Source organism: Citrobacter sp. Ce119, assembly GCF_030334525.1.
Lineage (GTDB): Bacteria > Pseudomonadota > Gammaproteobacteria > Enterobacterales > Enterobacteriaceae > Citrobacter > Citrobacter europaeus.
Genome location: NZ_JAOWDR010000041.1, coordinates 96,750 through 116,632 on the forward strand (window position 1 = coordinate 96,750; position 19,883 = coordinate 116,632).

The 19,883-nt window shown below is 53.4% G+C and carries 15 protein-coding genes; 2 read left to right on the forward strand and 13 right to left on the reverse strand.

Features of this window, described 5'->3' with window-relative positions:
• Positions 1–17: 17 nt before the first annotated feature.
• Genes apaH through lptD form a run of 6 tightly spaced genes read right to left on the reverse strand, consistent with a single transcriptional unit; the run spans position 18 to position 6,811 of the window.
• A complete protein-coding gene (gene apaH, locus OGV80_RS04945) occupies positions 18–866 on the reverse strand; it encodes a bis(5'-nucleosyl)-tetraphosphatase (symmetrical) ApaH (protein WP_043018397.1) in 849 nt (282 codons plus the stop codon).
• 10 nt (positions 867–876) lie between these two features.
• Positions 877–1,254: a Co2+/Mg2+ efflux facilitator ApaG/CorD gene (gene apaG / locus OGV80_RS04950; protein ID WP_003018867.1), complete on the reverse strand. Its 378-nt coding sequence runs from the start codon at positions 1,252–1,254 to the stop codon at positions 877–879.
• 2 nt (positions 1,255–1,256) lie between these two features.
• The gene (gene rsmA / locus OGV80_RS04955; protein WP_005124503.1) at positions 1,257–2,078 is read right to left on the reverse strand and encodes a 16S rRNA (adenine(1518)-N(6)/adenine(1519)-N(6))-dimethyltransferase RsmA; all 822 of its coding nucleotides are present in this window, start codon (positions 2,076–2,078) and stop codon (positions 1,257–1,259) included.
• Positions 2,071–3,063 (reverse strand): 4-hydroxythreonine-4-phosphate dehydrogenase PdxA, encoded by a 993-nt coding sequence (pdxA, locus tag OGV80_RS04960; RefSeq protein WP_286513881.1) that lies wholly within the window; start codon positions 3,061–3,063, stop codon positions 2,071–2,073. Before pdxA ends, rsmA begins: the two co-directional genes overlap by 8 nt.
• A complete protein-coding gene (surA, locus tag OGV80_RS04965; RefSeq protein ID WP_003829603.1) occupies positions 3,063–4,349 on the reverse strand; it encodes a peptidylprolyl isomerase SurA in 1,287 nt (428 codons plus the stop codon). Before surA ends, pdxA begins: the two co-directional genes overlap by 1 nt.
• Before the next feature lie 53 nt (positions 4,350–4,402).
• Positions 4,403–6,811, reverse strand: coding sequence for an LPS assembly protein LptD (lptD, locus tag OGV80_RS04970; RefSeq protein ID WP_199994981.1), 2,409 nt, complete (start codon positions 6,809–6,811; stop codon positions 4,403–4,405).
• Between the two features lie 379 nt (positions 6,812–7,190).
• Between lptD and djlA the strand changes: the two genes are divergently transcribed.
• The gene (gene djlA, locus OGV80_RS04975; RefSeq protein ID WP_043018400.1) at positions 7,191–8,006 is read left to right on the forward strand and encodes a co-chaperone DjlA; all 816 of its coding nucleotides are present in this window, start codon (positions 7,191–7,193) and stop codon (positions 8,004–8,006) included.
• Positions 8,007–8,101: 95 nt separating this feature from the next.
• On the opposite strand, the gene rluA is transcribed toward djlA, so the two are convergent.
• From rluA to OGV80_RS04995, 4 genes are all read right to left on the reverse strand, one after another.
• Entirely contained in the window at positions 8,102–8,761 is a 660-nt protein-coding gene (rluA, locus tag OGV80_RS04980) for a bifunctional tRNA pseudouridine(32) synthase/23S rRNA pseudouridine(746) synthase RluA (protein ID WP_042312382.1), read from the reverse strand.
• An 11-nt stretch (positions 8,762–8,772) separates the two neighbouring features.
• The gene (gene rapA / locus OGV80_RS04985) at positions 8,773–11,679 is read right to left on the reverse strand and encodes an RNA polymerase-associated protein RapA (protein WP_043018402.1); all 2,907 of its coding nucleotides are present in this window, start codon (positions 11,677–11,679) and stop codon (positions 8,773–8,775) included.
• Positions 11,680–11,856: 177 nt separating this feature from the next.
• Entirely contained in the window at positions 11,857–14,208 is a 2,352-nt protein-coding gene (gene polB, locus OGV80_RS04990) for a DNA polymerase II (RefSeq protein ID WP_286513887.1), read from the reverse strand.
• A 42-nt stretch (positions 14,209–14,250) separates the two neighbouring features.
• Positions 14,251–14,862, reverse strand: a complete 612-nt coding sequence (locus OGV80_RS04995) for a YdcF family protein (protein ID WP_286513890.1) — start codon at positions 14,860–14,862, stop codon at positions 14,251–14,253.
• A gap of 525 nt (positions 14,863–15,387) precedes the next feature.
• On the opposite strand from OGV80_RS04995, the gene OGV80_RS05000 reads away from it, so the two are divergent.
• Positions 15,388–15,771 (forward strand): DUF4751 family protein, encoded by a 384-nt coding sequence (locus OGV80_RS05000; protein WP_286513893.1) that lies wholly within the window; start codon positions 15,388–15,390, stop codon positions 15,769–15,771.
• A 42-nt stretch (positions 15,772–15,813) separates the two neighbouring features.
• Here the strand turns inward: OGV80_RS05000 and araD are convergent, their stop codons facing one another.
• The 3 genes from araD to araB form a co-directional block, all read right to left on the reverse strand.
• Complete coding sequence (gene araD, locus OGV80_RS05005; protein ID WP_181634081.1) at positions 15,814–16,509, reverse strand: L-ribulose-5-phosphate 4-epimerase; 696 nt, start codon at positions 16,507–16,509, stop codon at positions 15,814–15,816.
• A 105-nt stretch (positions 16,510–16,614) separates the two neighbouring features.
• Positions 16,615–18,117 (reverse strand): L-arabinose isomerase, encoded by a 1,503-nt coding sequence (araA, locus tag OGV80_RS05010; protein WP_181634080.1) that lies wholly within the window; start codon positions 18,115–18,117, stop codon positions 16,615–16,617.
• Between the two features lie 10 nt (positions 18,118–18,127).
• Complete coding sequence (gene araB, locus OGV80_RS05015; RefSeq protein ID WP_286513898.1) at positions 18,128–19,837, reverse strand: ribulokinase; 1,710 nt, start codon at positions 19,835–19,837, stop codon at positions 18,128–18,130.
• Between the last annotated feature and the right edge of the window lie 46 nt (positions 19,838–19,883).

Below are 19,883 nucleotides of genomic sequence, written 5' to 3' on the forward strand. Positions count from 1 at the left end.
CATCCGGCAGACGACTATCAGGCGTTGACCGCCTCGCCGGGATCCAGATTCAAATGGCGATTTGATGGCTGCACGAAGTACTGTTTGTCTTCCCAACGCAGACAGGTGAGATCGCCTCCCCAGCAACACCCCGTATCCAGCGCGTAAATACCTTCTGGCGTGCCTTTGCCCTCCAGCGATGCCCAGTGCCCGAAAGCAATGCTATAGGCTTCACTGACAGGGCCTGGAATGGCAAACCACGGCTTCAGCGGGGCTGGCGCATCTTCTGGCGACTCTTTGCTGTACATATCCAACTGACCATTGGGAAAGCAGTAACGCATGCGGGTAAACGCATTGGTAATAAAACGCAGGCGGGCCAGACCGGTCAGTTCCGGGGTCCAGTTGTTTGGCATGTCGCCATACATCGCATCCAGGAAGAAGGGATACGAATCGCTCGACAATACGGCTTCAACATCGCGAGCACAGTCCTTCGCCGTCTGCAGGTCCCACTGTGGGGTAATCCCTGCGTGCGCCATCACCAGTTTCTTCTCTTCATCTACCTGCAACAGCGGCTGGCGGCGGAGCCAGTTAAGCAATGCATCAGCATCCGGTGCTTCAAGCAGCGGCGTAAGCCGATCTTTTGGTTTATTCCGACTGATGCCGGCAAACACGGCCAGCAGGTGTAAATCGTGATTGCCGAGGACTAACCGTACGCTGTCGCCCAGCGATTTAACGTAGCGTAAAACGTCTAACGACCCTGGCCCACGGGCGACCAGATCGCCGGTGAGCCATAAGGTGTCTTGTTCTGGATTAAAGTCTACCTGGTGCAGCAAGGCTACCAGTTCATCGTAACAACCGTGAACGTCGCCAATGAGGTATGTTGCCATAGCTATTGTTTTAATGAATGAGTGTAGGAACGGCGAGTCGGAACACGGGAATGTCGATGGTAAAGGCGATTCCTTGCTCATCAATCATTTCGTAATGACCCTGCATGGTGCCCAGCGGCGTTTCAATCACTGCACCGCTGGTGTACTGGTACTCTTCGCCAGGTTCGATGTGGGGCTGAACGCCAACCACACCTTCGCCCTGAACTTCGGTTTCGCGACCATGACCATTGGTGATCAGCCAATAACGCCCCAACAGCTGCACAGGCGCTCGCCCCAAATTGCGGATAGTCACGGTATAAGCAAAAACGTAACGTTCATCATCAGGTGAGGATTGCGCCTCAATGTAGACGCTTTGTACCTGAATGCACACTCGGGGCGAATTGATCATGTTTAACTCTCCTTCGATGGCGCGTTTTCTGACAGATAGTTAGCCATCCGGCAGTATTGCGCGACAGAGATATTTTCCGCTCGCATCGCCGGATCAATGCCCAGCTCTGTCAGTACTTCAACGCTAAACAGGTTACCGAGGCTGTTACGCACCGTTTTACGGCGCTGATTAAACGCTTCGGTGGTAATACGGCTCAGCACACGGACATCTTTAACCGGGTACGGCATTGTCGCGTGAGGGACCAGACGCACGACGGCGGAATCGACTTTAGGCGCAGGCGTAAATGCAGATGGCGGCACTTCAAGTACCGGGATCACATTGCAGTAATACTGCGCCATGACGCTTAATCGACCATACGCTTTACTGTTTGGCCCTGCAACCAGACGATTGACCACCTCTTTTTGCAACATGAAATGCATGTCGGCAATGGCATCAGTATAGGTAAAAAGATGGAACATCAGCGGCGTGGAGATGTTGTACGGCAGGTTGCCGAATACGCGCAGCGGCTGACCCATCGTTTGTGCCAGTTCGCCAAAGTTCATAGTCATGGCATCTTGCTGATAAATCGTCAGCTTTGGCCCTAAAAACGGGTGTGTTTGCAAGCGCGCGGCGAGATCGCGGTCCAGCTCAATGACCGTGAGCTTGTCCAGACGTTCGCCAACGGGTTCGGTCAATGCTGCCAGGCCCGGGCCGATTTCGACCATAGCCTGACCTTTCTGCGGGTTGATAGCAGAGACAATACTTTCGATCACAAATTGATCGTTGAGGAAGTTTTGCCCGAAACGTTTACGGGCTAAGTGGCCCTGATGGACTCGATTATTCATTAGTATTAACAATCATTTTGATGGCGAGATTAAGCGCCGTAATAAAACTGCCGACATCTGCTTGCCCACGACCCGCAAGTTCAAGTGCAGTGCCGTGATCGACGGATGTGCGAATAAAGGGCAGTCCCAGCGTGATATTCACACCGCGACCAAATCCCTGGTATTTTAGCACGGGGAGACCCTGATCGTGGTACATTGCCAGCACGGCATCCGCGTGGTCGAGATATTTGGGCTGAAACAGCGTATCTGCGGGCAGCGGACCGTTTAATTTCATCCCTTGCGCACGCAGTTCATCGAGTACCGGAATGAGGGTGTCTATCTCTTCCGTTCCCATATGACCGCCTTCACCGGCATGCGGGTTTAGACCGCACACCAGGATATGCGGATCGGCAATGCCGAATTTGGTGCGCAAATCATGATGCAAAATGCCGATCACTTCCTGAAGCAGGGCGGGCGTAATGGCGTCGGCAACGGCTCTGAGCGGCAAATGCGTGGTTGCCAGGGCAACGCGCAGCTCTTCCGTCGCCAGCATCATGACGACTTTCTTTGCCTGTGAGCGCTCTTCAAAAAACTCGGTATGCCCGGTAAACGGGACGCCTGCGTCATTGATTACACCCTTGTGAACCGGACCGGTGATCAGCGCCGCAAACTCACCTTGCAGACAGCCATCGCAGGCGCGAGCCAGCGTATCCACTACATATTGCCCGTTCTCTACCGCCAACTGACCCGCGACAACAGGTGCCCGCAGCGCAATCGGTAACAGCGTCAATGTGCCTGCTGATTGCGGTTTGGCTGGGATATCTGGAGAGTATGGGAGGAGTGAAAGCGGTAAACCGAGCATCGCTGCCCGGTCACTGAGGAGTGCTGCATCCGCACAGACAACGAGTTCTACAGGCCACTCGCGCTGGGCGAGCTGAACCACCAGGTCCGGGCCAATCCCGGCGGGTTCGCCGGGAGTGATAACAACGCGTTGAGTACGAGTCATTAGTTGCTCAGAACTTTAACGTAGGCGCTGGCGCGCTGTTCCTGCATCCAGGTTGCTGCTTCTTCCGAGAATTTACGGTTCATCAGCATACGGTAAGCTCTGTCTTTCTGCGCCGCGTCAGTTTTATCAACGTTACGCGTGTCCAGCAGTTCGATCAAATGCCAACCGAAAGAGGAGTGCACCGGGGCGCTCATCTGGCCTTTATTAAGTTTGGTCAGCGCATCGCGGAAAGCAGGGTCGAAAATGTCCGCTGCAGCCCAGCCCAGATCGCCGCCCTGGTTAGCAGAACCGGGATCCTGAGAAAACTCTTTAGCCGCTGCCGCGAAGGTAGTTTTACCGCTCTTAATATCTGCCGCGATTTGTTCCAGCTTCAGACGCGCCTGTTGATCGGTCATGATCGGCGACGGCTTAAGCAGAATGTGGCGGGCGTGAACTTCAGTCACGGAGATGCTCTGGCTTTGGCCACGCATGTCGTTCACTTTCAGGATGTGGAAGCCGACACCTGAACGAATTGGGCCGATGATATCGCCTTTTTTCGCGGTACTTAACGCCTGGGCGAAGATACCCGGCAGCTCCTGAATACGTCCCCAACCCATCTGGCCGCCTTTCAGCGCCTGTTGGTCGGCTGAATAAGTGATGGCCAGTTTGCCGAAATCGCTACCGTTACGCGCTTCATCAACAACCGAGCGCGCCTGGCTTTCAGCCGCGTTGACCTGGTCGGAAGTTGGGTTTTCCGGTAATGGGATCAGAATGTGGCTCAGGTTCAGCTCGGTGCTGGCATCGTTCTGGTTGCCGACCTGCTGTGCCAGGGCATCCACTTCCTGAGGCAGGATAGTGACGCGACGGCGAACTTCGTTATTACGCACTTCAGAGATGGTCATCTCTTTGCGGATCTGGCTACGATAGGTCGAATAACTTAAGCCATCTTGTGCCAGACGGCTGCGCATCTGATCCAGCGTCATGTTGTTCTGCTTGGCGATATTGGCGATAGCCTGATCCAACTGCTCGTCAGAGATTTTCACACCCATCTTCTGACCCATCTGCAGGAGGATTTGATCCATGATCAAACGTTCCAGGATCTGATGACGCAGCGTGGCATCGTCCGGTAACTGCTGACCAGCCTGACCTGCATTAAGTTTTACTGACTGCATTAAGCCATCGACGTCGCTTTCCAGAACGACGCCGTTATTGACGACGGCTGCGACTTTATCGACTACCTGTGGGGCAGCGAAACTGGTATTCGCGATCATGGCGATACCGAGAAGCAGCGTTTTCCAGTTCTTCATACTTTTTCCATTTCAATTAACCGCAATGCGGATTACGTTGTAAATCAATCAGATCATAAAGAGCTTTGATACGGCAAAATGTTCGAACGCAACATTTGGTTGGTGCCGAGACCGTAGTTGGAGCTCAGGCCGCGCAGTTCGATATTAAAGCCGATCGTGTTGTCATAAACTGCATGTTTCTGAGTGTCATCCCAACCGTTCAGCTTACGTTCGTAGCCGAAGCGAATGGCGTAACAGCAGGAGTTGTACTGTAGGCCCAGCATGGAGTCCGCTTCTTTGTTCACGTTGGTATCGAAGTAGTAAGCTCCGACAATCGACCAGCGATCGGCGATCGGGAAGCTTGCCACTGCGCCCACCTGCGAAATCCCGTTTTTATACTGCTCTGCCGTGGAGTAGTAAGACGGCAGAGTGGCCTGGATATACTCCGAACTGGCGTAACGGTAGTTCAGCTGCAGCATACGGTTTTCGTCGCGACGGTATTCGATACTGCTGCTGCTGGTTGCGACGCTGTCCAGACGCGTGTCGTACTGGATCCCACTGCGTAAACCCCAACGATCGGAGATGCGCCAGTAGGTGTCGCCCGCCCATACCAGTGAACCTGTTTTGTCGTCATTCTCCCATTTAATGTTGTCATCGCCGGTGCGAGACTCGGTGAAATAGTAGATTTGACCCACAGAAATATTAAAACGTTCAACGGCTGCGTCATCATAAACGCGAGATGTGACCCCGGTCGTCACCTGGTTGGCGGAAGCGATACGGTCAAGGCCTCCATAGGTACGATCACGGAACAGGCCGCTATAGTCAGCTTGCAGCAGGGACGAGTCATAGTTAAAAATATTACTTTGATCGCGATACGGGACGTACAGATACTGCGCGCGCGGCTCCAGCGTCTGGGTATAACCCGGCGCCAGCATCTGCATGTCACGCTCGAACACCATTTTGCCGTCAACTTTAAACTGCGGCATTACGCGGTTCACGGACTCTTCCAGAGAATTAGCCGCGTTAAGGGCGTTTAAATTATCGTTGGTAGGACTGTAACGATAATTGTTTCTTGTAAATGATTGATATTCGTTAATGTTACTTTGCTGATAGTGCGTTGCCAGCAGTTTCGCTTCGGTATTGATACTTCCCCAGTTATTCGACAGCGGTAAACTGATAGTTGGTTCAAGGTGTAAACGGGTAGCTTCCGGTCTGTTGTCATTGGTGTTAACAAAATGCACCGCCTGGCCATAAATGCGGGTATCAAACGGACCGACGTCATTGTGGTAATAGTTGACGTCTAACTGCGGCTGCGCAGAGTAGCTGTTACTGTTCTGTGCGTCGAAGACCTGGAACTGCTTGGTCGAAACCGTGGCGTCAAAGTTCTGTACCGCGTAGCCGACGCTGAATTTTTGCGTGGCGTAGCCGTCGGTACTGGAACCGTATTTGTTATCGAAATCATTAAAGTAGCTGGTGTCGCTGACCTTGGTATAGTCGACGTTGAATCGCCACACCTGGTCCATCACCCCAGCGTGTTGCCAGTAAAACAGCCAGCGACGTGAATTGTCATCTTTCGGATGTTCATCCTCGTACACTTTATCGGAGTTCAGATAGTCGAACTCCATCAGGCCAGTACCCGCCTGGGTGAGGTAACGGAATTCGTTCTCCCACATGATCCCGCCACGACGGTGCATATAATGCGGCGTGATGGTGGCGTCCATGTTGGGCGCAATGTTCCAGTAGTACGGCAGGTAGAACTCAAAATAGTTATTGGTAGAGTATTTTGCGTTCGGGATCAGGAAACCGGAACGGCGCTTATCACCAACGGGCAACTGTAAATAAGGACTGTAAAAGATCGGAACCGGACCCAGTTTAAAGCGGGCGTTCCAGATCTCCGCGACCTGTTCTTCACGGTCATGAATGACTTCGCTACCGACAACGCTCCAGGTATCGGAACCTGGCAGACAGGAGGTGAAGCTACCGTTTTCCAGAATGGTATAGCGGTTTTCCCCACGCTGCTTCATCAGGTCGGCTTTTCCGCGCCCCTGACGGCCTACCATCTGGTAATCACCTTCCCAGATGTTGGTATCTTTGGTATTCAGGTTAGACCAACCCTTCGGCCCCTTCAGAATAACCTGATTATCATCATAATGGACATTGCCCAGCGCATCGACGGTACGTACTGGCTCCGGTTGGCCATCGGCTTGCTTCTGATGAAGCTGCACTTCGTCTGCCTGCAGGCGGCTATTACCCTGTGCGATGTCCACGTTGCCGGTAAACACCGCGTCATCCGGGTAATTCCCTTTGGCGTTGTCGGCATTGATGGTGACGGGTAATTCATTGGTCTCGCCCTGTACCAGAGGACGGTCATAGCTTGGCACGCCCAGCATACACTGTGAGGCGAGATCGGCTGCCAGGCCCTGATGGCTATAGAGGGCGCTGGCAATCATGGTGGCCAGAAGAGTGGGAATACGTTTTTTCATACGTTGTATTTATTGTTCCATCATCAGTAGCGTCGCGCGTGACAAACGGTCACAGCCTAACTTATCTCATCTTCACTTCGCTAGTATTAATCCTGCCCATTTTATACCCGCCACCTTTCAAGCTGCATCGTCGTTGTCTTCCTCGTTCACCCCAGTCACTTACATGAGTAAGCTACAGGGGACTCACTACGTTGCCGCCTTGCTGCAACTCGAAATCCAACGGGTATAGCGTTTGTGGTGTTAGGCACGGCATTGAATGACAGGTATGATAATGCAAATTATAGGCGATGTCCCACAATTGACCGCAGCCGCAAATCGGTAAAAGCACCTTATATTGTGGGACATAGCCTGGCTGAGAGCATAAAGGTTTGGGGAGTCTATGCAGTATTGGGGAAAGATAATTGGTGTAGCCGTGGCCTTAATGATGGGCGGCGGCTTCTGGGGTGTGGTTCTGGGCCTGTTAGTTGGCCACATGTTCGACAAAGCCCGCATGCGCAAAATGGCGTGGTTTGCCAACCAACGTGAACGCCAGGCGCTGTTTTTTGCCACCACCTTTGAGGTGATGGGGCATCTGACCAAATCCAAAGGTCGCGTCACGGAAGCCGATATTCATATCGCCAGCCAATTGATGGATCGGATGAATTTGCACGGAGATTCGCGCACCGCCGCGCAACACGCCTTCCGGGTGGGAAAATCAGACAATTACCCATTACGTGAAAAGATGCGTCAGTTTCGCAGCGTCTGTTTTGGTCGATTCGATCTGATCCGCATGTTTCTGGAGATTCAGATCCAGGCGGCATTTGCCGATGGGTCGTTGCATCCTAACGAGCGTGAAGTGCTGTATGTGATTGCTGAAGAGTTGGGGATCTCACGTACCCAATTTGATCAGTTCCTGCGCATGATGCAGGGCGGCGCGCAGTTTGGCGGCGGGTATCAACAGCAGTCCGGTGGCGGCGGTTGGCAGCAAGCGCAACGCGGCCCGACGCTGGAAGATGCCTGTAATGTACTGGGAGTGAAAGCGACCGATGATGCGACCACCATTAAGCGCGCATACCGTAAGCTGATGAGCGAGCACCATCCGGACAAACTGGTTGCGAAAGGCCTGCCGCCAGAAATGATGGAAATGGCGAAGCAAAAAGCGCAGGAAATTCAGAAGGCGTACGAGCTGATTAAGGATCAAAAAGGATTCAAGTGATTGAATTGCCGGATGCGGCTAGCGCCTTATCCGACCTACGTTAATGAATGTAGGCCGGGCAAGCGAAGCGCCCCCGGCATAAATTGGCTCAGAATTTAAAAATCCGCCGGGACTTTAAACGTCATACTGTTGCCGTATTCGGGATGCGTGATGGTTAACATCTCTGCGTGCAGCAGCAGGCGCGGTGCTAACGCCAGGGCTTGTGGCGGGGCGTAGAAGCGGTCGCCCAGGATCGGATGCCCTAATGCCAGCATATGCACACGCAGCTGGTGGGAGCGTCCGGTAATGGGTTTGAGCACAACCCGGGCGGTATTATCCGCCGCGAACTCCACCACCTCATACTCGGTCTGCGCCGATTTTCCGGTCTCATAACACACTTTCTGCTTTGGCCGGTTCGGCCAGTCGCAAATCAGCGGTAAATCAACCAGTCCCTCGGCAGGAGCGGGATGCCCCCACACGCGCGCAACATACTGTTTCTTCGGCTCACGTTCGCGAAACTGGCGCTTTAGTTCGCGCTCTGCCGCTTTCGTTAGCGCCACTACAATCACGCCGCTGGTGGCCATATCCAGACGATGTACGGATTCAGCCTGCGGATAATCGCGCTGAATGCGCGTCATCACGCTGTCTTTGTGCTCATCCAGACGGCCCGGCACGGACAACAAGCCGCTCGGTTTGTTGACCACCATAATGTGCTCATCCTGATACAGGATAACCAGCCAGGGTTCCTGCGGCGGATTATAGTTTTCCATCCCCATGTATGGCTCCGTTACTGATGCGTCACGACGATCAGGCGCAGGGCATCCAGACGCCAGCCTGCCTGATCCAGGCTTTCCATCACCTGTTGACGGTTGCTTTCAATTGCGCTGAGTTCGTCATCACGGATATTCGGGTTAACGGCGCGCAGCGCTTCCAGACGTGAGAGTTCTGCCGTCAGCTTCTCGTCCGCTTCTTTACGCGCCGCGTCGATCAACGCGCGGGCCGATTTTTCCACCTGCGCTTCGCCGAGTTGCAGAATGGCATGAACATCCTGCTGGACGGCGTTGACCAGTTTACTGCCGGTATGGCGGTTAACGGCGCTGAGCTGACGGTTAAAGGTTTCGAATTCAACCTGCGCGGCAAGGTTATTGCCGTTTTTGTCCAGCAGCATACGTACCGGCGTTGGCGGCAGGAAACGGTTTAACTGCAGCTGTTTCGGCGCTTGCGCTTCCACAACGTAGACCAGTTCAACCAGCAGAGTACCGACCGGTAACGCTTTGTTTTTCAACAACGAAATGGTGCTGCTACCGGTGTCGCCGGAGAGGATCAGATCCAGACCATTACGGATCAACGGATGTTCCCAGGTAATAAACTGCGCGTCTTCACGCGACAGAGCGACATCGCGCTCAAACGTAATGGTGCAACCATCTTCCGGCAGCCCAGGGAAATCTGGCACCAGCATATGATCGGACGGTGTGAGCACGATCAAATTGTCGCCACGGTCATCCTGATTAATACCAACGATATCAAACAGGTTCATCGCGAAGGCGATCAGACTGGTATCGTCGTCCTGCTCTTCAATACTTTCAGCAAGCCGCTGAGCTTTTTCGCCGCCGTTCGAATGGATCTCCAGCAGGCGATCGCGCCCTTGCTCCAGCTGTGCTTTCAGCGCGTCATGCTGTTCGCGGCAGGTCTTGATCAGATCGTCAAAGCCATCGGTGTTTTCTGGCTCAGCCAGGTAGCCGATCAGATTGTTATAGACTGTGTCATAGATGGTGCGTCCGGTCGGACAGGTGTGTTCGAACGCATCCAGACCTTCGTGGTACCAGCGCACCAGCACGGATTGCGCGGTTTTTTCCAGGTATGGAACGTGGATCTGGATATCATGCGCCTGACCAATACGGTCCAGACGACCAATACGCTGTTCCAGCAGGTCCGGGTTGAACGGCAGATCAAACATCACCAGATTGCTGGCGAACTGGAAGTTACGCCCCTCGGAGCCGATTTCAGAGCACAGCATCACCTGGGCGCCACTATCTTCTTCGCTAAACCAGGCCGCCGCGCGGTCACGTTCAATGATCGACATCCCTTCATGGAACACGGCGGCGCGGATACCTTCACGCTCGCGCAGTACCTGCTCCAGTTGAAGCGCGGTGGTGGCTTTCGCGCAGATGACCAGTACTTTTTGCGAGCGGTGGCTGGTCAGGTAGCCCATCAGCCATTCCACGCGTGGGTCAAAGTTCCACCAGGTGCCAGTGTCGCCTTCGAACTCCTGATAAATCTGTTCCGGGTAGAGCATGTCGCGCGCCCGGTCTTCCGCACTCTTACGCGCGCCCATAATGCCGGAGACCTTAATCGCCGTCTGGTATTGGGTTGGCAACGGTAATTTGATGGTATGCAGTTCGCGTTTCGGAAAGCCTTTCACACCGTTACGGGTATTACGGAACAGCACGCGGCTGGTACCGTGGCGGTCCATTAGCATCGAAACCAGTTCCTGGCGTGCGCTCTGGGCGTCTTCGCTGTCGCTGTTTGCCGCCTGCAATAACGGCTCAATGTCCTGTTCGCCAATCATGTCGCCTAACATGTTCAGCTCATTGTTGCTCAGCTTGTTGCCAGCCAGCAGCATGGCGACGGCGTCGGCGACCGGACGGTAGTTTTTCTGTTCTTCAACAAACTGGGCGAAATCGTGGAAACGGTTTGGATCCAGCAGGCGCAGGCGTGCAAAGTGGCTTTCCAGGCCCAGCTGTTCAGGCGTTGCGGTCAGCAACAGGATACCCGGCACGCGCTCTGCCAGTTGTTCAACGGCCATATATTCACGGCTGGGCGCGTCTTCGCTCCACACCAGGTGGTGGGCTTCATCGACGATCAGCAGATCCCATTCGGCGTCACACAGGTGCTCCAGACGCTGTTTACTGCGACGGGCAAAGTCCAGCGAACAGATAACCAACTGTTCGGTTTCAAACGGGTTGTAGGCGTCGTGCTGCGCCTCTGCATAACGCTCATCATCGAACAGCGCAAAGCGCAGGTTGAAACGGCGCAGCATTTCGACCAGCCACTGGTGCTGTAGCGTCTCCGGGACGATGATTAGCACGCGTTCTGCAGCGCCGGAAAGTAGCTGTTGATGCAATATCATCCCGGCTTCAATGGTTTTACCTAAACCAACTTCATCAGCCAGCAGAACGCGAGGAGCATGGCGGCGGCCAACATCATGGGCAATGTTGAGCTGGTGGGGGATAAGGCTGGTACGTTGACCACGCAAACCACTCCATGGCATACGGTACTGCTCGCTCTGAAATTTACGCGCGCGATAGCGCAGCGCAAAGCGATCCATACGGTCAATCTGACCGGCAAACAGGCGATCCTGCGGTTTGCTGAATACCAGTTTGCTGTCGAGCAGCACTTCACGCAGCGTTACACCGGTTTCTTCTGTATCAAGGCGGGTTCCGATATAGGCAAGCAGGCCGTTTTCTTCTTTTACTTCATCGACATGCAGTTGCCAGCCTTCATGGCTCGTTATCGTATCACCAGGATTGAACATCACGCGGGTCACGGGGGAATCACTGCGCGCATACAGACGGTTTTCGCCCGTCGATGAGAAAAGTAAAGTGACGGTTCGCGCATCCATGGCGACAACAGTACCAAGTCCCAATTCGCTTTCTGTATCGCTGATCCAGCGTTGACCAAGTGTAAAAGGCATATATGTTCGGCTCTATATCTTTAATTGCAGGCAATACTCGTCATTTTCCGGGCTAATCCCCGTTATTGAGAGCATACGACCCCGCTACCAGGCTAATAAATCAGTGGTAGTGGTGTTAAATGGGTCCAGGAATGGAAAGGGCGCTATGGTACTGGATGGCGGCGGTTTCGTCACGCGTCAAAATAACCCCAGTTGTCCTGTGAGTAGTGTAGCAAAATTATCGTCAATAAAGGGAAGAATTCCCTCGGCGACCGGCTGGATCTGACGGGTCAGATAATGCTCATAATCGAGAGCAGACTGCTGATAATCAACAGGTTCTGGACCATTAATCGTCCAGACATATTTAATCGTACCGCGATTCTGATACTGCGGTGGACGCCCCAGTTTGACATTCTGCTCATCGGCTAGCCGCGCAGCGCGCACGTGTGGCGGAACATTGCGCTGGTATTCGCTCAACGGGCGGCGCAGACGCTTACGGTACACCAGTTGTTCATCCAGTTCACCCGCCATCAGACGGTCGATAGTCTCGCGAACGAACTCCTGATAGGGCTGGTTACGAAAAATTCGCAGGTACAACTCCTGCTGAAACTGCTGGGCCAGCGGTGTCCAGTCGGTTCGTACCGTTTCCAGCCCCTTAAACACCATGCGCTGCTCAGCGCCCGCCTGAATCATCCCGGCGTAGCGTTTTTTGCTGCCGGTATCTGCACCGCGAATGGTTGGCATCAGAAAGCGACAAAAGTGGGTTTCAAATTCCAGTTCCAGCGCGCTGGTCAGGTTTTGTTGCTTTAGCGACTGCGCCCACCAGTCGTTGACATAGCTCACCAGCTCACAGCCAATCCGGGCGGCATCCTTTTCTGAGTGCGCCTTTTTAAGCCAGACAAAGGTCGAGTCGGTATCGCCATAGATAACGTCGTAACCCTGAGCTTCAATCAGCGCTTTGGTCTGGCGCATGATCGCGTGACCGCGCATGGTGATAGACGAGGCCAGCCTCGGGTCGAAAAAACGGCAGGCGGTGGTGCCAAGCACGCCGTAAAATGCGTTCATGATGATTTTCAGCGCCTGCGAGAGCGGTTTATTGCCATGGCGTTTGGCTTCATCGCGCCCATGCCAGATCTGGGTAACGATTTCCGGCAGGCAATGTTTTTCGCGTGAGAACCAGGCGTCAAGGAATCCTTCGGTGCTGTGCTCCGGATCCGGATGCGCCATCCCTTCAATAAGTCCCACCGGATCGATCAAAAATGTACGGATAATTGACGGATACAGACTTTTGTAATCCAGCACCAGTACGGAGTCGTACAAACCCGGGCGTGAGTCCATTACGTAGCCGCCGGGGCTGGCGTGCGCGGGAACCTCCCCCAGATTTGGCGCCACGTAACCCGCCCGATGCATTCGTGGCAGGTAGAGATGGCCGAAGGCGGCAACGGAGCCGCCGTGCCGGTCGACCGGCAGGCCATTGACCGTCGATCGTTCCAGTAGGAATGGCATGATCTCGGTTTTATGAAAAATACGCGTGACCAGTTCACAGTCTTTGAGATTATAGGTAGCGAGCGCGGGCTTATCCTGGGCAAACCGGCGATCGATTTCGTCCATCCTGTCCCAGGGATTATCAATTGACTTCCCTTCGCCCAGCAGCTCCTGCGATACCGTCTCCAGCGAAAATGACGAGAAATTCCAGAATGCGGATTTGAGCGCCTCGATGCCGTCGATAATCAGGCGGCCTTTAGCCTGTGCGAAAAACACGCCGTTTTTGAAGCCATGCTCGCGCCACTCCAGCTCGCTATGATCACGACCAAAACGCAGAGGAATACGGTAACGTTCGGCATGCTTTTGCAGGACGCGTAAATCGAATTGCACGACGTTCCAGCCGATTATCACATCGGGATCGTGACGGGCAATCCAGTCGTTAAGTTTTTCCAGCAACAGCGGGCGGCTTGCGACGTACTCGAGTTCAAAATCCAGCGCTGAGGCGTCGCCGTTTTCCGGGCCGAGCATGTAGACAATACGCTGCCCACAGCCTTCAAGACCGATACAGTAGAGTTCGCCGTGGCGCGTGGTTTCGATATCCAGCGATACCCATTTCAGCGGCGGTCGATAATCCGGGTTCGGCTTCAGCCGGGCATTAACCAGCGTGCCATTATGTCTGTCGCCTTCAACCCAAACAGGGGACGTGATAAAGCGCTCCATCAGATACCGCTCCGGCGGGCGCACGTCAGCCTCATAGACAGTAACCGCGTTTTCGCGCAGCAGTTTTTCCAGGCGCATAAGCTGGCGATGTGAGCGGCAATACAGGCCGGAAACGGACTGGCGGTGGAAGTCTTGCAACTGAAGCGGCGTCAGGCGATAGCCGTTTTCAGTGCGTAATAATGATGTTACGCGAGGAACCTGACTGCCAGGAATAAACGCCACCGACTCCTGAGGCGCGAGCGTGACTTGCAGTGGCCCGTCGTCTGTAGCCAGCCAGAATGAGACCTCAGTTCCCTGCGGGGTGTCCCGCCAGTGCCGGGTTAAAATAAAGCCTGCCTGCGCCACGCTACGTATCCATTAAAAAACCAGGCATTATTATAGCCTGGTTTACATGATTGTACTGTTATTTTGTACAGGTATGAGGCGTATAAGATGGTATCCGCTGTAGTAAACTGATTCCCTAAGTAAAAAGCGCGTTTGCAACCACCAGGATTGATAACGGGTTGAAGGCGTGGGCGATGACCAACTGTTAATTCCGTTATCTCTTGCAATTGTTTGTAATCGCAACATATGCAACGGATCGCTGACTAGCAATGCCGTTTGCCAGTGTTGATGCTTCAGTATTTTTTGCGCATAGCGGATGTTTTCGCGAGTTACCGTAGAACGTTCTTCAAGAAAAATGACGTTTGCAGGGATGCCTTGTGCCATTACATATTGACGGGCTATCGAGGCATCGGAAGTGGAAACCCCAGCGCTGTAACCGCCGGTGAGTACCAGTGCATTAACTAATTTATGTTGGTAAAGCCAGACAGCATGATCCAGTCTTGCCTGAAAGACCAGGGAAGGGCGGTCCCCGTTAACACCAGCACCTGCTACGATTGCGCAATCCGCCTTTCGCGTGTGATCTTCATGGCTGAACTGGTAAATGGAGAATGCGTTGTGAGCTATCACTGCGGTAAACATAGTGAAGGACAACGCGATTATGCGTTGAAATTTCATGGGTAATACCCGCGCACCGTTAAAAAAACGAACACTATTTTACCAGCATAACGGTCAATTGCGTAAAAGCTGTAGTTATATTTTATTTGTGAATATGGTTAATTAAAGTAACGCTGGAAAGTTATTCTATTCACATGATTGAGACGTTTTTTTATGTTATTGTGATTCGGTTATGTATTTTTCATAAGTTGGAAGTCCGTATCAGGATTTTTGTGTCATTTTCGGAATTGTGCTCATCCGGTTTTGTTACATATCCCTCGGTTCAGAGAAAATTGTCCCTATTTTTATTTGTTTTTATTCATGGTTAGTGTAACTATTTTAATCGAAACATTCGGGTTGTCAGGTTGAATATAATATATTTATATGGCTTGCTATTGTCTGGATAAAAACGGATTTTCAGTTCGATTTCGTCGGGAATATCTCTCTGTATAATTTGATTTTTATCGCTTAATATAATTTTATTCATCTGATAGCTCGAGTGTTTTATATCAATAGCTTGGGTGTGTTGTATGATGGAGAGGTATTATGAATGTTTATACTCAGGCGTTACAGGTAGGATATGATCACTATCTCTTCGTGAATACTCAGTTATCTAATCCTACAATTAAGTCGGTAAGTCGATACATTGAGTATAGAACGTGGTCAGGGCAAATCTGGCGTACTGAGGTTATTGAACGAGGGAATGCTTTTTTTCACTGGCAAGGACATGACAGAATAAATGGGCATCGTGATACGGTTATTAATTATTTATTGAACGGACAACGCTGGCAATCAACAATTGCAGATTATATTTTCTTTCATTCACTGGATGGGGAGGATACTCTGGGACATTATGATAACGTGATTAAATACGTTTGTGCTAGTAATTGTATGTATCGCAGTTCGTTTGCAGAATATATAACGGAATAAAAAGAAAGCGCGCCACTCTTTCCGGGCGCGCTTGTATTAATTTCACTGCCCATAGTAGGCTTTTGCGCCGTGTTTGCGCAGGTAGTGTTTATCCAGCAGGGTTTGTTGCATATCCGGCAACTGTGGCGCGAGTTGACGGCAGAAGATCCCCATATAGGCGACTTCTTCCAGCACAATGGCGTTATGCACCGCATCCTCGGCATTTTTTCCCCAGGCAAACGGACCGTGAGAATGCACCAGCACGCCAGGCATCTGCGAAGCGTCAATGCCTTGTTTCTCAAAGGTTTCAACGATCACGTTACCGGTTTCCCACTCATATTCGCCGTTGATTTCGTCCTCGGTCATTTTCCGCGTACAGGGAATGGCGCCATAGAAATAGTCCGCATGGGTGGTGCCCGTGGCCGGAATCGACTGACCCGCCTGAGCCCAGATGGTTGCATGGCGTGAATGAGTATGAACAATACCGCCAATGGTTGGGAATGCCTGATACAGCAGACGGTGCGTCGGGGTATCGGAAGAGGGTTTCTTCGTACCTTCTACAACTTCACCGGTAGCGATACTGACGACGACCATATCTTCTGCGGTCATTACGCTGTAATCGACCCCGGAAGGTTTGATCACAAACACGCCGCGCTCGCGATCGACAGCGCTGACGTTCCCCCAGGTCAGGGTGACCAGATTGTGCTTAGGTAACGCCAGATTGGCTTCCAGTACCTGACGTTTGAGATCTTCTAACATGATGCTCTCCGATGAATCTTGCCGGATGACGCTACGCTTATCCGGCCTACAAATCGCACATTCCTGTAGGCCGGATAAGGTGTCTACGCCGCCAACCGGCAGTTGTTAACGTTTGAAGCCGTAATACACTTCGTTCCAGCGCAGCGCGTCCTTAAAGGCCGGCAGACGGGTATCGTTATCGATCACTGCGATCTCGATATCGTGCATTTCAGCGAACTGGCGCATATCGTTCAGATCCAGCGCGTGGCTGAAGACGGTGTGGTGCGCGCCACCGGCGAGGATCCAGGCTTCAGATGCGGTTGGCAGATCCGGCTGGGCCTTCCACAATGCGTTAGCCACCGGCAGTTTCGGCAGGGAGTGCGGCGTTTGCACCGTGTCGATGCAGTTAACCAGCAGGCGATAACGATCGCCGAGATCGATCAGGCTGGCAACCACTGCCGGGCCAGTTTTAGTGTTGAAGATCAGACGGGCAGGATCGTCTTTACCACCAATGCCGAGATGCTGTACGTCGAGGATCGGTTTCTCTTCCACCGCGATGGTCGGGCACACTTCCAGCATGTGCGAGCCGAGCACCAGATCGTTGCCTTTCTCGAAGTGGTAGGTGTAATCCTCCATAAATGAGGTGCCGCCCTGCAGACCGGTTGACATCACCTTCATGATGCGAAGCAGAGCGGCGGTTTTCCAGTCGCCTTCGCCCGCAAAGCCGTAGCCTTGTTGCATCAGACGCTGTACGGCCAGACCCGGGAGTTGTTTCAGGCCGTGCAAATCTTCAAATGTCGTCGTAAAGGCGTGGAATCCGCCCTGTTCCAGGAAGCGCTTCATCCCCAGCTCAATACGGGCCGCTTCCAGTACGTTTTGACGCTTTTCACCGTGGACTTGCGTCGCCGCCGTCATGGTGTAGGTGCTTTCATACTCATCGATTAGCGCGTTGATTTCGCCATCGCTAATTGCGTTCACTACCTGCACCAGATCGCCTACGGCCCAGGTATTTACCGAGAAGCCGAACTTGATCTGCGCAGCGACTTTATCGCCATCGGTGACCGCAACTTCGCGCATATTGTCGCCAAAACGGCAGACTTTCAGATGGCGGGTATCCTGTTTGGACACGGCCTGGCGCATCCAGGAGCCAATACGCTCGTGCGCTTGTTTATCCTGCCAGTGACCAGTGACCACGGCATGCTGCTGACGCATACGTGCGCCGATGAAACCGAACTCACGGCCGCCGTGCGCGGTCTGGTTCAGGTTCATAAAGTCCATATCAATGCTGTCCCACGGCAGGGCGGCGTTGAACTGGGTGTGGAACTGCATCAGCGGTTTGTTGAGGATAGTCAGACCATTAATCCACATTTTTGCCGGGGAGAAGGTATGCAGCCAGACCACCAGGCCTGCGCAGCGATCGTCATAGTTGGCATCACGACAGATAGCGGTAATTTCGTCAGGTGAAGTACCCAGCGGTTTTAATACCAGTTTGCAGGGCAGTTTAGCTTCAGTATTCAGTGCGTTAACAACGTGCTCGGCATGTTGGGTTACCTGACGCAGGGTTTCAGGGCCATACAGATGCTGGCTACCAATCACAAACCACACTTCATAGTTATCAAAAATCGTCATTGTCGTGTCCTTAATGTGTCAGGGTTGCCAGGTCAACCGGGGCTTGTTGCGCCGGAGCGGCAGTCGGAAGGTATTGTTGTTCAGCGCTTACTGCCCATTGCTGATAGCGGCGGTAAAGCTGTTCAAAACGTTGAGCCTGCTCTGGGCGAGGTTGCAGCGTGTTTTCCACGGCGCTCGCCATTTGTTGCTGCGCGGCTGGGATATCGGCGTGTACTTTCGCGGCAACGGCGGCGAAGATTGCCGCACCGAGCGCACAGCACTGGTCTGAAGCGACAATCTGCAGCGGACGGTTTAGCACGTCACAGCAGGCCTGCATGATGACCGGGTTCTTACGGGCGATACCGCCAAGCGCCATGACGTTGTTAACCGCAATGCCTTGTTCGGTGAAGCATTCCATGATGGCGCGTGCGCCAAAGGCTGTGGCGGCAATCAGACCACCGAACAGCGCCGGCGCGTCGGTTGCCAGATTCAGATCGGTAATTACGCCTTTCAGACGCTGATTGGCATTGGGCGTACGGCGACCGTTGAACCAGTCGAGCACTACCGGCAGATGATCAAGCGATGGATTTTTCGCCCAGGCCTCGGTTAGCGCTGGCAGCAGCTGTTTTTGGCTGGCTTTAATCTGGGACTGCAGCTCCGGGTGTTGCGCGGCAAGCTGTTCCAGCGGCCAGCTCAGCACGCGGCTAAACCAGGCATAAATATCGCCGAATGCAGACTGACCTGCCTCGAGGCCAATAAAATGCGGCACCACGCTGCCATCAACCTGGCCGCAAATGCCTTTCACCGCGCGCTCGCCGACGCTGTGCTTGTCGGCAATCAGAATGTCGCAGGTCGACGTGCCGATGACTTTCACCAGCGTATTGGGCTGTGCGCCCGCGCCGACCGCCCCCATATGGCAGTCAAAAGCGCCGCCGGCAATCACCACGCTTTCCGCTAACCCCAGACGCTGTGCCCACTCGGCGCACAGGGTGCCAACCGGCAGGTCGGCCGTGAAGGTATCGGTAAACATTGGGTATTGCAGATGGCGGTTGAGGATGGGGTCAAGTTCGTCAAAGAAGCTGGCTGGCGGCAGACCGCCCCAGCTTTCATGCCACAGGGATTTATGCCCGGCGCTGCAGCGACCGCGGCGAATATCCTGCGGGCGTACGGTGTTGGAGAGCAGGGCCGGAACCCAGTCGCACAGCTCAATCCACGAGACCGCAGCTTCGGCAACCGCGTGGTCCTGGCGAGTCACATGCAGGATTTTGGCCCAGAACCATTCGCTGGAATAAATACCGCCGATATAGCGGGAGTAATCGCTCTTGCCCGGCGTGTGGCACAGGCGGGTGATTTCTTCAGCTTCTTCTACTGAGGTGTGATCTTTCCACAGAACAAACATTGCATTTGGGTTTTCCGCGAACTCCGGACGCAGCGCCAGTACGTTGCCGTCGGCATCGATGGGGGCCGGGGTTGAACCGGTACTGTCAACGCCAATGCCGACCACTTCCGCGCGTTGTTCCGCGCTCAGTTTGGCCAGTACGGTTTTCAGCGCCGCTTCCATAGATTCAATGTAGTCGCGCGGATGATGGCGAAACTGGTTGTTCGGGCCGTCGCAATACTGCCCTTGCTGCCAACGTGGGTACCACTCTACGCTGGTGGCGATTTCTTCACCGGTGGCACATTCCACTGCCAATGCGCGTACTGAATCACTGCCAAAATCGAGGCCAATTGCAATCGCCATCGTCTTACTCCATCCAAAAATACGGGTATGGATAAACAGTAGTGAG

Coding starts and splice junctions, on each gene's coding strand:
- apaH (WP_043018397.1), bottom strand. CDS start 866: ATGGCAACATACCTCATTGGCGACGTTCACGGTTGTTACGATGAACTG.
- apaG (WP_003018867.1), bottom strand. CDS start 1,254: ATGATCAATTCGCCCCGAGTGTGCATTCAGGTACAAAGCGTCTACATT.
- rsmA (WP_005124503.1), bottom strand. CDS start 2,078: ATGAATAATCGAGTCCATCAGGGCCACTTAGCCCGTAAACGTTTCGGG.
- pdxA (WP_286513881.1), bottom strand. CDS start 3,063: ATGACTCGTACTCAACGCGTTGTTATCACTCCCGGCGAACCCGCCGGG.
- surA (WP_003829603.1), bottom strand. CDS start 4,349: ATGAAGAACTGGAAAACGCTGCTTCTCGGTATCGCCATGATCGCGAAT.
- lptD (WP_199994981.1), bottom strand. CDS start 6,811: ATGAAAAAACGTATTCCCACTCTTCTGGCCACCATGATTGCCAGCGCC.
- djlA (WP_043018400.1), top strand. CDS start 7,191: ATGCAGTATTGGGGAAAGATAATTGGTGTAGCCGTGGCCTTAATGATG.
- rluA (WP_042312382.1), bottom strand. CDS start 8,761: ATGGGGATGGAAAACTATAATCCGCCGCAGGAACCCTGGCTGGTTATC.
- rapA (WP_043018402.1), bottom strand. CDS start 11,679: ATGCCTTTTACACTTGGTCAACGCTGGATCAGCGATACAGAAAGCGAA.
- OGV80_RS04995 (WP_286513890.1), bottom strand. CDS start 14,862: ATGAAATTTCAACGCATAATCGCGTTGTCCTTCACTATGTTTACCGCA.
- OGV80_RS05000 (WP_286513893.1), top strand. CDS start 15,388: ATGAATGTTTATACTCAGGCGTTACAGGTAGGATATGATCACTATCTC.
- araD (WP_181634081.1), bottom strand. CDS start 16,509: ATGTTAGAAGATCTCAAACGTCAGGTACTGGAAGCCAATCTGGCGTTA.
- araA (WP_181634080.1), bottom strand. CDS start 18,117: ATGACGATTTTTGATAACTATGAAGTGTGGTTTGTGATTGGTAGCCAG.
- araB (WP_286513898.1), bottom strand. CDS start 19,837: ATGGCGATTGCAATTGGCCTCGATTTTGGCAGTGATTCAGTACGCGCA.